The organism is Stutzerimonas stutzeri (assembly GCF_000935215.1).
GTDB lineage: Bacteria > Pseudomonadota > Gammaproteobacteria > Pseudomonadales > Pseudomonadaceae > Stutzerimonas.
This window is the reverse complement of record NZ_JXXD01000133.1, coordinates 1-12,051: the sequence shown is the minus strand read 5'-3', so window position 1 is coordinate 12,051 and position 12,051 is coordinate 1. Positions and strand designations below refer to the sequence as shown.

Here is a 12,051-nt window from a genome sequence, read left to right as displayed (position 1 = left end):
CGCCCATTTCGCGGGACGCGTTGCCGGAAAATGGTAGCCCGCCGATGCCCCAGCGCATGGCCAGGTAGCGGGTAAATTCCGGCGTTACGCCTGCTACGTAAGGCAGTTCCTGGCAGGCTTCGACCGGTGGCATGGCTGGCGCCGGCTCGGCCGCGACATCCACGACGGAACTGCGCGCTGCGCCGAAGCTGCCCTGGACTATGGTGACCACCTGCCCGTCCTGCATCACCCGGCCGAGCATCTGGCTCACGGCCTTGCCTTCTCGCAGTACCTCGGCCTCGAAGCTCGCCGGCGTGTCCAGCGCCAGCGGCCCGACGAAGGTGATCGCCAGCGAACGCAGCGGTCTGCCGTCGGGCACCTTGGCGCGCATGCTTTCGAAGACCAGCGCGGCGACCAGACCGCCGAAACCGGCACGCCCCTGTCCCCAGCTGGCCGGTACCACCACACTGCCGGGGTTGTCTCGCACCGCCTGCAACAGCTCGCAAAGCTCCATATCCACCTCGTTATCGTTCGTTATGCAAGCGATGTTAAAGGGGCGCCGGTGAGGGTGCGAGCCTGCCTGGCAGAAGCGGCCGCATGAAATGCCGAATCATCCACGCCGGCAATGGACGTCAGCCACGTTGTGCCGGCGCAGCGGGACGCCAGGGCAGCGCCCGGCGCAGCTGGCTCAAGGCGCGTGACAGGTCGTCAGTCGCATCAGTTTGCTGGGCGTAGCGCTGCGCCTCGTAGAGGCTGACGAACGCAAGGATGGCCGGCGCCTGTTCGGGCAGCATCGCTGCGGCGCGCTGGGCGAAACTACGGGCGCCCTCGCCTTTGTGGCGGCGCGCGCCATGACGTGCCAGAAGTCGTTCGAAGCGCCGGAACAGGCGCTGCTGAGCGTCCGTTTCGCGCCGCCAGGGCTTGAACAGCAGCAGCGCGAGCACGCCGGTCAGCACACCCAGCAGCGCCACCAGGCCAAGACCGAGCGTCTGCCCGTCCAGCTTGCCGAACCAGCGTTGCAGCATCTGCGACTGCTGCTCGTCCTGATAGTTGAGTACCCAGCGCTGCCAACCGTAATTGAGGCTGTCCCAGCGCAGGCGCAGCGCGTTCATCCAGCCGATGTCACGGTAGCGCAGCAGTGACATCGGTTCATCGGCGAGAAAGCTCTGCTCACGGGCCAGCGCCTGCTCCAGGCCCTGCTCCACCCGCTCGGGCGCGACCTGGAAGGTCGGGTCGACACTGACCCAACCACGCTCCGCGACCCAGTATTCGACCCAGGCGTGGGCGTCGAACTGATGAACGGAGAGATAATTGCCCGCCGGGTTGACCTCACCGCCCTGATAGCCCGCCACCACCCGCGCCGGAATCCCCGCTGCGCGCAGGACGAAGGTCATGGCGCCGGCGTAGTGAGCGCAGAAACCACTGCGCGTCTCGAACAGGAAGTCATCGACGATATCGCTGCCCACTGGCGGCGGCTCCAGGGTGTAGTGATAGGGCTGGCGGTTGAAGTGCTTCAACAGCGCATCCACCATCGCCTGAGGCGCCTGCGCGGATTGCCGTAGCTCGCTCGCCCAGGCGCGGGCGCGTGGATTGCCCTGCTCCGGCAGCTGCAATGCCCGCCCGAGGCTCGCCGGTGCGCTGATCGCTTCGCGACGCGCGTCCAGCCATGAAGTCGCCTGATACATCAGCGGCTTGTTCACCGGCTGGCGGCGCTGGAGATGAAAATCCGCCATAAGCTGCGCCTCGCCGCTCGCAACCTGCGGCACATCCAGCGCGAACAGCCAGGGCTGGCCGCTGGGCTGCATGACGATGCTGTAGCTGAGCGGCTCACCAGCCGCCTGCCACTCCGGCGCCTGGGGAAGCTGCGAAGCGTAGGATTGCGACCAGCGACGACCGTCGAAGCGTTCGAAGGTCACCGCGCGCCAGTAGAGCTGGTCGCGGGGCGGAATGTCGCCGTCGAAGGTGACGCGAAAGGCCAGCTCCGCCGAACGGCCAAGACGGGCGATGTCGCCGGGCGCCATGTGATCGGCCAAGCCGGTTGTGCCGCGGTCGCCGGCCTGCGGCAACGACCACAGTGGCGGCAGGCGGGGGAAGAACAGAAACAGCACCAGCATCAGCGGAATCGCCTGCAACAGCAGCGAACCGGCCAGGCGTACCGTCGGCCATGGTCGGGTGACCAGGCTACTCTGCTGCAGCCCGATCATCGCGGCCAGCAATGCGGTGACGGGCAGCAGGCTATACAGTCCGGCGACCAGGCTGTCCTCGAACAGGTAGCTGGTCACCACCGCGAAGAAGCCGAGGAAGATCAGTACCAGTGCATCGCGACGGGTGCTCATCTCCACGAGCTTGAGAATGAACGCAGCTATCAGCAGCACCACGCCGGCTTCCAGGCCGACCAGGCTGCCGCGCGAGAAATACACGCCGAAGCCGGCGCCAATCATCAGCAGCGCCTTGAGCCAGCTGCGCGGATAACGCGCACGCATGCGGAATATCTGAATCCGCCAGCTGGCGCAGCCCAACCACAGGCCGATGATCCATAGCGGCAGATGAGTGAGGTGCGGCAGGATCACCAGCACCTGCGCCACCAGCAGCCAGATCAGGCTGTTGCGCGGAATTCCCGGCTTCGCGCTCACTTCACGCCCTCCTCGCTCAGGCCATGCAGCGCCAGTGCACGCAGGCAGGCATCCCGATGAGCCTGCCCGCCATCGGGTCCGACCAGCTCACCCGGCAGGCGCAGTGCGAACGGTTGCTGCTTGTCGCTGAGGTCGACGACCCAGTGGCAGAGCCTCGACAGGCGCTGCTCGGTGTCGCCGTCCAGGGCATCGAAATCGAGCAGCGGATCGTTGCCGAGCAGGCTGGCGAAATCCTTCACCAGCAGGCCCTGGCCACGGGAATAGGCCTTCCAGTGCAGGCGTCGGCGCGGATCGCCCGGCTGCCAAGCCCGTAGCCCCTGATAGTCGTCGACACCGGCGCCGCGCGTCAGCGTGCCCTCATCCTCGGTTTCCGGCGCACTGCCGCCAGGAGGGCGCTCGGCAATCGATGGCTGCGGGTAGACCAGCGCCGCCAACTCCAGATCGATCCAGCTCCAGGCCACCAGCAGGCCCAGCGGAAACCGGCTCTCGACCCGCACACGCCCAGGTCGCAGCCAGCCGCGGCGTTGCGTCGGCAGGCTCAATTCGACTTCGACGGCGCCGCCCGCCGGCACATCGACCAGGCGCAAGCCGCTGGCCGGCCAGCCGAGCGCCACCGCCTGATAGGCGCGACCGGGACTTTCCAGACGCACCCGCAACAGCGCCTGCTCACCGACGAATGCTGCGGTGGTTCCGCCCGCCTGCAGGACCAGGCCGGCAAGATTGCGCCAGGTATGCAGGATGGTGACGAGATACAACGACCCGAGCAGAAAGGTCAGGCCGTAGGCCAGGCTGTTCTGGTAGTTGATCGCGGTCAGCAGCATCAGCAGCAGCGCCACCAGGAACGCCAGCCCGACCGCGGTGGGCATGATGAAGATGCGCCGCTGGTTCAGGCGCACGCTGGAAGCGGGCGGGATGCGCCGTAGCAGCCAGCGGTCACGAAAGCGCGGCAACAGCCTCACGATGGTTGCCCGCCATCATGCGCGGATGTCGCTGTCACAGCGCAGGCACCTCGCGCAGCAGCCATTGCACCAGCGCACCGCCCCCGTGACCGGTGGCATCCGCGCGCTCGCGCAGACGGTGGCCGACCACGGTGGGCAACACCGCCTGCACATCTTCCGGAATCACGTAGTCGCGTCCGTCGAGGAATGCCCAGGCGCGGGCAGCCGCAAGCAGGGCCAGGCTGCCACGCGGCGACAGCCCCCAGGCGAATTGCGGCTGCGTGCGGGTGGCCTCCACCAGTCGCAGCACGTAATCGACCAGCGCATCGCTGACCCGCACGTTGCCCACTGCGTCCTGAATGGCACGTAGCTCGTCGTGTTCCAGCAGCGGTTCGAGACGGGTCAGCAGATCGCGTCGCGACTCGCCCAACAGCAGCGCCTTTTCCGCTGCCTTGGCCGGATAGCCCAGGGAAACGCGCATGAGAAAGCGGTCCAGCTGCGATTCCGGCAACGCAAAGGTGCCGCCTGAACTGACCGGGTTCTGTGTGGCGATGACGAAGAATGGGTCAGGTAACGGGCGCGTCGCCCCCTCGATGGTGACCTGCCCCTCCTCCATGGCTTCAAGCAGCGCGCTCTGGCTCTTCGGCGTGGCGCGGTTGATCTCGTCGGCCAGCACCAGCTCGGCGAAGATCGGACCCGGGTGGAAGACGAACTGTCCGCTGTCCTTGTCGAACACCGAGGTGCCGAGAATGTCGCCGGGCAGCAGATCGGAGGTGAACTGGATGCGCTGGAACTCCAGTCCCAGCACCTTGGCCAGGGTATGGCTCAGGGTAGTCTTGCCCATGCCCGGCATGTCTTCGACCAGCAGATGACCTCGGGCCAAGAGACAGGCAAGGGCCAGTCGAACCTGGGCTTCCTTGCCGAGCAATACTTCGTTGACTGCTCGCAGGCAGGCGTCCAATCGGGTGCGCATAGACTCTCCTTCGTTCGTCGCCCTGATGCTACTGGTCAGCTGCGGCCAGGCAAAGCGAAGGAAATGCCCGGTGACGAGTTTGTGATCCTGGCACCGTTGCAGCGCTCACGCCGCTGCGCCTGTTTCCAGACGATGGAGAACAGCTGCGGACATTGCTTGTGAGATGACGGCCGCGGGAAAGCGGTAAGCGAGCCGGAAGGCTCGAAGGCAATTGCCGGCCCGTGCGCTAGCGAACGGACCGACAACTGAAGGCGCCGGCTCAGCGACCGGCGCGGGATTCGCGAAGGTAGAAGCGCGCCTTCTGCGCTTTCTGCGTGCAACCGCGGAAGGCTTCGAACTGCTGCTGCGTCTTGGCGCCGGTCAGCAAGGCCATGGCCTTGGAGTAGCTGACCGTACCGGCGAAGCCTTCGGCTTCCGCCAGGCTCTGCTCCTTCCACGCCGCATTCAGCTCCGCGGCGCAGCTGTCACGGTATGCCGTCTTGCCAGCACAACCGGCCAGCAACAGAACCAGCAAAGGCAAAGATAGCCAGGTTTTCATCGCATGATCCCTCGTATGCCATTCAGGAGTTAAGACGCAGCTCGCGCCGGACGGTGCCGCAAATACTCGACCACGGACGGCTGGTCGCCAGCGAACTCGATACGCTCGGCCTTGCTCTCGCGCTGATAGGCGTACATGGGGTCGTAATACTCACCCAGCAGCGCCTCAATCCAGGCGCGATGCAGGTCGACAGAGCCACTACGCGCCTGTTCCGCCAGCGCTTGATCCATCAGCAATGCCAGGCGCTGGTAGCGCTCGCCGCCGAGTCGCTTGCTAATATTGACCAGACTTTGCTGCAGACGCTCGGCGAATGCAGCGAAACCGTTCTCACTCTCCTCGGCGATGAATTCGGCGCACAGGTCGATCACGTAGTCCTTGAGTATCCGCTCGACGCGCCCTTCCAGGCTGTCTTCCAGCCAGACCAGCGGAAAATGCTGCATGCCCTGGAACAGCGGCAGCGGGATGGAGCAACGCCCGACCAGGCGCGCCTCGTCCTCGACGACGAACGTCTCGATGCCCGCTGCACGCATTTTCAGCAGCCGGATCGCCAGGGCGTTCTCGAAATCGATCTGTGCCGGCTGCGGTGTCGCGCGCTTGCCGAAGCTGGAGCCACGGTGATTGGCCAGGCCTTCCAGGTCCAGGCTGTTATCCAGCTGCGCCAGCACTTCGGTCTTGCCGGTACCGGTCATGCCGCCCACCAGCACGAAAGCGCACTGCTCGACGGCCTGGTCGATGGTCTCCAGCAGGAAGTGGCGCATCGCCTTGTAGCCGCCGACTACCCGCGGGTAGTCGATGCCCATCTCATTCTTCAGCCATTGCTGGACGATCTTCGAGCGCAAACCGCCACGGAAGCAGTACAGGTAGCCATCCGGATGAGCTCGGGCGAAGTCCGCCCAGGCCTGCAGCCGCTCGGCCTTGGTCTTGCCGGACACTAACTGGTGGCCCAGCTCGATGGCGGCTTTCTGGCCGTGCTGCTTGTAGCAGGTGCCGACCTTCTGCCGCTCGATGTCGTTCATCAGCGGCAGGTTGACCACACCTGGAAACGCGCCCTTGCCGAATTCCACCGGCGCACGGGCATCCATCATCGGTGTGTCGTTGAGGAACAGCGCGCGAAAATTTTCGGTATCGCTGCGCATCAACGCACCTCTACCGCATGGCTACGGGCGGCGACCAGCTGGCCGATCGGCTCCAGCGCCAGGCCGAGCTCGGCGCAGACCGAGCGGAACTCCGCCTCGCCCTCCGGCGTCACGGCGACCAGCAAGCCACCACTGGTTTGCGGATCACAGAGCAGCTGCTTGTGGCGTTCGTCGAGCGTGGCGATGCGTTCACCGTAGCTGTCGAAATTGCGCTGGGTCCCGCCGGGCACGCACCCTTGCTCCAGGTAGTACTCGATGCCCGGTAGCCGCGGCACGCGGTCGTAGTCGATCTCAGCAGTCAGGCCGCTGCCGTCGGCCATTTCCACCAGATGGCCGAGCAGGCCGAAGCCGGTGACGTCGGTCATGGCACGAACCCCCTCGAGCTTGCCGAAACGGCTACCGGCAGTGTTCAGCGTGCACATCCAGTCGCGGGCCAGCCCGACATCTTCAGGGCGCAGCTTGGCCTTTTTTTCGGCGGTGGTAAGAATGCCGATGCCCAGCGGCTTGGTCAGGTACAGCTTGCAGCCGGCGGTGGCGGTGTCGTTACGCTTCATCTGGTGTTTACTCACCAGCCCGGTGACGGCCAGGCCGAAGATCGGCTCGGGCGCATCGATCGAATGGCCGCCTGCCAGGGGAATGCCTGCGGCATCGCAGACGGCGCGGCCACCGGCGATCACTTCGCGGGCGACTTCCGGCGGCAGCACGTTGACCGGCCAGCCGAGGATGGCGATGGCCATCAGCGGATCGCCACCCATGGCGTAGATGTCGCTGATGGCATTGGTCGCAGCAATGCGACCGAAATCGAACGGATCGTCGACGATGGGCATGAAGAAGTCGGTGGTCGACACCACACCGCGCTCCTCGTCGATGCCGTACACCGCGGCATCATCACGCGAGGCATTACCGACCCACAGACGCGGGTCGAGGTTCTGCGCTCCGCTGCCGGCAAGAATCACGTCCAGCACCTTGGGCGATATCTTGCAGCCGCAGCCGGCGCCGTGACTGTACTGGGTGAGGCGGATCGGTTCGCTCATCAGGCTCTCTCGTGACACGTGCACAAACGGGCGGCGATTGTAGCAAAGGCCACCGTGATTTCGCCGGTTGCCGCTGGATTCTGGCACGCGGTGACAGGCTCGCACATGACGAGTTCCCGATCAGCGCTTGCAGGCTCGCCGGCCAGGCATGAAGCTATCGCGAGTGCCACAGGGAGAACCGCATGAGTAAGAAAGTTGCACTGGTATTGGGATCCGGTGGCGCACGGGGCTATGCGCACATAGGCGTGATCGAGGAACTGGAGGCACGTGGCTACGAGATCGCCTGCATCGCCGGCTGCTCCATGGGCGCGGTCGTGGGCGGCATCTATGCAGCTGGCAAGCTCGACGAGTACCGCAGCTGGATCGAAAGCCTCGATTACCTGGACCTGCTGCGCCTGGTCGACCCAAGCTTCAGCCTCGGCGCGATCCGCGGCGAAAAGGTGTTCGGCCGCATCCGCGACATGGTCGGCAAGACCCGCATCGAGGATCTGCCGATTCCGTTCACAGCGGTCGCCACCGACCTGACCAATCAGCAGGAGATCTGGTTTCAGGAAGGCAGCCTGGAACTGGCGATGCGCGCCTCCGCGGCCATCCCAAGCCTGTTCACGCCGGTCATGCAGGGCAATCGCATGCTGGTCGACGGCGGCCTGCTCAATCCCCTACCGATCGTCCCGGTGGTGTCGGCGCATTGCGACATGATCATCGCGGTCAACCTCAACGCCAACAATCACAAGCAATACCCGCTACCGGAGATCGAGCGCCCCGGCCGCTTCGACTCGCTCATGACCTCGATCAGCTCGCACATCCCGTTCTGGCGCAAGGACGAAGCCGAGCTGACCGAACAGATCGAGGATATCCGCGCAGGCGAACTGACTCGTGGGGATCAGCCACCGGCTGCACCGACCAGCCGCAGCGCGCCTCGATCGGCGGAAGGCTCGACGGTAATCGATGTGACTGGCCCGGCGTCGCTGCTGGAGCTGATCAACCAGAGCTTCGATGTCATGCAGTCTTCGCTGGCGCAGTACAAGATCGCCGGCTATCCGCCGAATGTACTGGTCAATATTCCGAAGCGGGCCTGCCGCTTCTACGAGTTCTACAAGGCGCCGGAGCTCATAGCGCTGGGCCGCATCGTCGCCCACGATGCTCTGGTTCGCTACGAAGAGGAGCAGTGATCGGCAGACGCCACCTCACCGCCCGGCGGGCTCCCGCCGCTCGTTCGCAAGCTGCGTCGATTCGTGCGGTGGCATCTGCGGCACCTCCTTGATCAGCCAGTCACCCAGCAGGCTATAGGCCACCGCGAGCAGGGTCGGGCCGAGGAACAGCCCCATGAAACCGAACGCGAGAATGCCGCCGAACACACCGAGCAGCACCACCACCAGCGGCAGATTGCCCCCTCGGCTGATCAGATAGGGTTTGAGCACGTTGTCCACGCCGCTGATGATGAACATCCCCCAGATGCCGAGGAAGATCGCCATACCGTAATCGCCCTGCCAGGCCAGCCAGGCAACGGCAGGGCCCCAGATCAGCGGCGGCACCATGATGAAGCTACAGGCGAAGGTCAGCAGCCCGAGCACCAGCGCTCCCGGCACCCCGGCGATGAGAAAACCGATGTAGGCCAGAATCGCCTGAGCCGCGGCAGTGCCGATCACCCCGTTGACCACGCGCTGCACCGTCCCCGCAACGAGTTCCAGATAATGATCCGCACGATCACCGATCAGCCTGTGCAAAAGGCTATGGACGAATGCCGACAAGCGTGGCCCATCGCGATAGAAGAAGAACACCAGCACCAGGCTCAGCGCCAGTTCGAGCATCCCGCCGCCGATGCGCGCGCTGCGCACCAGCAGCCAGTTGGCGACCTGGCCGATGTAGGGCCGAATGCTGGCGATCAGCGCCGTGCCCTGCTCGTCCACGGTGCTCCAGAAATTCAGTAGTGCATCGCCTATCAGCGGCACCTCACCCAGCCAGGCCGGCGCCGGCGGCAGTCCCTCGACCTGCAGATCGTGCAGCAATGCGTTGGCATCGCGGATCTGGTCGGCGATGTTGAAGCCCAGCCAAACCAGCGGCACCGCCACCAGAACCATCCAGCTGAACGTGAGCAGACCGGCGGCGAGCGTGGCATTGCCATTCAGCCAACGGGTCAGCACGCGCATGACCGGCCAGCTGGCGAATGCCAGAACGGCAGCCCAGAACAACGCGGAAGCAAAGGGCGCCAGTACCCAGAGACAGGCGGCCAGCAGCCCGAGGAGCAGAATCTGCACCAGCAGGCGATCATTGTTGAGCATGTGAAATTACTCTACTGAAAAGAGCCGGCGCGTTCTGTCAGCGTGACGCGTCAGCGAAGACGGCTATTGCAGCCGTTACGCAGGATCAGCGCAATAGTCTGATGAGCAGGCCGGGTTGCTCCGAGTCATCCACTTCCAGGCGACCGCCACGAATGCGTTCGGCGATCAGCGCTTCACGCCAGGCGGCTGCGCTACGCCCGGCCAGGCTCACCCGCGTTGTGCTGTCCAGACGCATGACATTGGCCAGCAGCACGCCCCACTCGGCAGTCGGCTCATCGGCCAGATCGGGCAAACGCAGCTCCCCGGTGCTACGCAGCTGTCGCTGCAATGTCGCCGCAGTCGGCAGCACACCAGCCAGAGGCCGGTCGGAGTGGAGTTGCTCGACGTGCAGATAAGGCCTGCCGTTGCCACGGGTAATCCCGTAAAGCGCGATCAGCTCGCCTTCACCGCCTGGCATGCGTGCCAGCAGATAGGCCTGCCGCGCTTCAGGACCGTAAAGCATGGACTTGTTGAAGATAGCGTTGGCCCAGAGGCTGCTGGAACCGCACTCGCGCCCTTCGCACCAGAAAAGCAGTTCGGCGCCCTGTTGCAACAGCGTGCCGCGAGCCTCGGTAAAGGCTTCAATACCCGTGTGCGTGGCTGGCAATTGATAGGTGATCGCGGTCAGCTCGCCAGAGACGACCACCTGGGAGGCCATCCGCAGGTTGCCACTGATGCGACGTATCGAGTCCTGCGGATACACCCGCTCCTGAACCTGGGTTTGCCGGTAATCGACGATCTGCGCCTGGGCAAAACGAGGCAGGCGCTCCAGATCGGCGCTCCCGGTAACGTCAGCCGCCAGCACAGCGGCGGAGAAAAACGCCGCCGCTGCTATCCATGCACTTCGCATAACTCTCCTCAACGGGACACCTTCGACTGCTTGCCGAAGCTCAACCGGCGTATCGCGTCGCATGGACCCGATAGGCTCAGAACGTCAGCAGGCCGGTGCTCGCAGGGAAACGTGGCACTGTAGCGATCGATCATTGCGCTGGCTCTGCTGGAACATTGCTTCCCAGCCTCGCCAGTTGGCAAAAGCAAGTCAAGCAAGGGTTTGCGAGAGAGTATTGCGAGCCCGCCGGATACGTCAGTCGTGCAAGAAGCTGTTGAATACCCTGGCGACCGCCTCAGCGCCAATGTCATCGTCCAGATGCAAATGATGCCCACCCACCAGGCGGCGGATATCGAACGGGAAGCTTTCGACAAGCTCAAGCAGCTCAGGCTGCATCATCAACCCCTGCTCGGCCAGCACCAGGCTGGTCGGGCAAGCGACCCGACTGACGAAGGCCAACGCATGGGCGCGGGTCAGCCGCATTGCCGAGGGAAGCATCAGGCGTGGATCTGTGCGCCAGGTGTAGCCGCCGGGCACAGGCATCAACCCGCGCAGTGCGAGCATCTCGGCCGCATCGCGACTGACCGCGCCGACACCTTTCATCCGCGCTTCCACAGCTTGGTCGAAACTCGCGTAGACCGGCTTGCGCTTGTCGTTCACCGCGAGCAGCGCCTCGAGGGCGGAACCAAGCTTCTGCGGCGCGCTATCAGCCTCGCCGGTGTAGGGAATCACGCCGTCGATCAATGCGAGCCGCTCGACGCGCTCGGGTAGCGCACCGGCGAGCAGCACGGAAACGATCGCGCCCATGGAGTGCCCGAGCAATGAAAAGCGCTGCCAGCCAAACTGCTCGGCGACCTGCAGCACGTCATGGGCGTAGTCCCAGATGTTGTATCCGGCCCCGATCGGACGATGATCGGAATGGCCATGACCAGGCAGATCCAGCGCCACGATGCGCAGCCCTTTCAGCCTGGGCGCCAGCCGGCTGAAGGTCGCCGCGTTATCCAGCCAGCCATGCAACGCAATCACCGGCTTACCATCGTCGGGCCCGTAAAGATGCACCGCCACCTCGAGATGCGGCAGGCTCATCCGGACTTCTTCGAACAGCACGCTCATGCAGCCCCCTTGGAAAGCTCGGCATAGCTGCCCCAGCGGCCAAGCAGTTCACGCAGCTTTTCGGCAGTCTGCTGCGGCTGTTCGAACGGAAACATGTGGCCTCCTGGCAAGCTGTGCGCTTCGCCACGCGACATCAGCCGCAGCAGATAACCATGATGCGGCAGCACGACACGACTATCGCGCCCGCGAATCATCGCCAGCGGAATCTTCAAGGCCGGCGGCCAACCGGGAGTGAGATGCGGCACGCTGCGATAGATGCTGATTTCGGTCTGCGGATCGAAACGCAGGCGCACCCCCTGCCCCACAGGCTCCAGACCATGCTCGATATAGGCTTCGAGGCATTCCGGATCAAAGCTGCTGAACAGGGCTTTGCCGGCGAAATAGGCGCGTGCCTCTTCGACACTGGCGAACTGTTCGCGCCGTCCTAGCGTGCGGCCAGCCGGCGTCAGCCGGTCGATGAAACCGAGGCGCTTGGCCGCCCAGATCACCGTCTGGTCGAACCAGGTCGGTATCGGCGAATCCAGCATGACGACCCCGTGGTACAGCTCCGGGCGCCG

Annotated in this window: 12 protein-coding genes; 1 reads left to right on the top strand and 11 read right to left on the bottom strand. The window is 64.7% G+C overall.

The features are described from left to right. From LO50_RS14255 to selD, 7 genes are all read right to left on the bottom strand, one after another. Positions 1-493, bottom strand: a 493-nt coding sequence (locus LO50_RS14255; protein ID WP_044315422.1) for an acyl-CoA thioesterase, incomplete at its 3' end; no start/stop codon positions are given. Positions 494-611: 118 nt separating this feature from the next. After that, entirely contained in the window at positions 612-2,612 is a 2,001-nt protein-coding gene (locus LO50_RS14250; RefSeq protein ID WP_044315421.1) for a transglutaminase TgpA family protein, read from the bottom strand. Next, on the bottom strand, positions 2,609-3,571 hold the full coding sequence (locus tag LO50_RS14245) for a DUF58 domain-containing protein (RefSeq protein WP_044315420.1): 963 nt from the start codon (positions 3,569-3,571) through the stop codon (positions 2,609-2,611). Before LO50_RS14245 ends, LO50_RS14250 begins: the two co-directional genes overlap by 4 nt. Positions 3,572-3,605: 34 nt before the next feature. Next, positions 3,606-4,523 carry an AAA family ATPase gene (locus LO50_RS14240; protein ID WP_014820448.1) on the bottom strand — a complete coding sequence of 306 codons (918 nt, stop codon included), beginning with the start codon at positions 4,521-4,523 and terminating at the stop codon, positions 3,606-3,608. 259 nt (positions 4,524-4,782) lie between these two features. After that, positions 4,783-5,061, bottom strand: coding sequence for a hypothetical protein (locus LO50_RS14235; protein ID WP_014820449.1), 279 nt, complete (start codon positions 5,059-5,061; stop codon positions 4,783-4,785). A gap of 29 nt (positions 5,062-5,090) precedes the next feature. Continuing rightward, positions 5,091-6,197 (bottom strand): tRNA 2-selenouridine(34) synthase MnmH, encoded by a 1,107-nt coding sequence (gene mnmH, locus LO50_RS14230; protein ID WP_044315419.1) that lies wholly within the window; start codon positions 6,195-6,197, stop codon positions 5,091-5,093. Further along, positions 6,197-7,231: a selenide, water dikinase SelD gene (gene selD / locus LO50_RS14225; protein ID WP_014820451.1), complete on the bottom strand. Its 1,035-nt coding sequence runs from the start codon at positions 7,229-7,231 to the stop codon at positions 6,197-6,199. The genes mnmH and selD overlap by 1 nt, the downstream gene beginning before the upstream one ends. Before the next feature lie 182 nt (positions 7,232-7,413). Here selD and LO50_RS14220 point away from each other — a divergent pair, with 182 nt between their 5' ends. Next, positions 7,414-8,403 (top strand): patatin-like phospholipase family protein, encoded by a 990-nt coding sequence (locus tag LO50_RS14220; protein ID WP_041014078.1) that lies wholly within the window; start codon positions 7,414-7,416, stop codon positions 8,401-8,403. A 15-nt stretch (positions 8,404-8,418) separates the two neighbouring features. On the opposite strand, the gene LO50_RS14215 is transcribed toward LO50_RS14220, so the two are convergent. The 4 genes from LO50_RS14215 to LO50_RS14200 form a co-directional block, all read right to left on the bottom strand. After that, the gene (locus LO50_RS14215) at positions 8,419-9,513 is read right to left on the bottom strand and encodes an AI-2E family transporter (RefSeq protein WP_023447213.1); all 1,095 of its coding nucleotides are present in this window, start codon (positions 9,511-9,513) and stop codon (positions 8,419-8,421) included. Between the two features lie 85 nt (positions 9,514-9,598). Then, positions 9,599-10,402, bottom strand: coding sequence for a DUF4892 domain-containing protein (locus LO50_RS14210; protein WP_044315418.1), 804 nt, complete (start codon positions 10,400-10,402; stop codon positions 9,599-9,601). Between the two features lie 234 nt (positions 10,403-10,636). After that, entirely contained in the window at positions 10,637-11,494 is an 858-nt protein-coding gene (locus LO50_RS14205) for an alpha/beta hydrolase (protein WP_044315417.1), read from the bottom strand. Then, the coding region (locus tag LO50_RS14200) for an alpha/beta fold hydrolase (RefSeq protein ID WP_044315416.1) at positions 11,491-12,051 on the bottom strand (561 nt) is incomplete at its 5' end. The genes LO50_RS14200 and LO50_RS14205, both read right to left, overlap by 4 nt.

Excerpts from the sequence above, each read along its gene's own strand:
- LO50_RS14240 (WP_014820448.1), bottom strand. The coding sequence starts at position 4,523 with ATGCGCACCCGATTGGACGCCTGCCTGCGAGCAGTCAACGAAGTATTG.
- LO50_RS14235 (WP_014820449.1), bottom strand. The coding sequence starts at position 5,061 with ATGAAAACCTGGCTATCTTTGCCTTTGCTGGTTCTGTTGCTGGCCGGT.
- mnmH (WP_044315419.1), bottom strand. The coding sequence starts at position 6,197 with ATGCGCAGCGATACCGAAAATTTTCGCGCGCTGTTCCTCAACGACACA.
- selD (WP_014820451.1), bottom strand. The coding sequence starts at position 7,231 with ATGAGCGAACCGATCCGCCTCACCCAGTACAGTCACGGCGCCGGCTGC.
- LO50_RS14220 (WP_041014078.1), top strand. The coding sequence starts at position 7,414 with ATGAGTAAGAAAGTTGCACTGGTATTGGGATCCGGTGGCGCACGGGGC.
- LO50_RS14215 (WP_023447213.1), bottom strand. The coding sequence starts at position 9,513 with ATGCTCAACAATGATCGCCTGCTGGTGCAGATTCTGCTCCTCGGGCTG.
- LO50_RS14210 (WP_044315418.1), bottom strand. The coding sequence starts at position 10,402 with ATGCGAAGTGCATGGATAGCAGCGGCGGCGTTTTTCTCCGCCGCTGTG.
- LO50_RS14205 (WP_044315417.1), bottom strand. The coding sequence starts at position 11,494 with ATGAGCGTGCTGTTCGAAGAAGTCCGGATGAGCCTGCCGCATCTCGAG.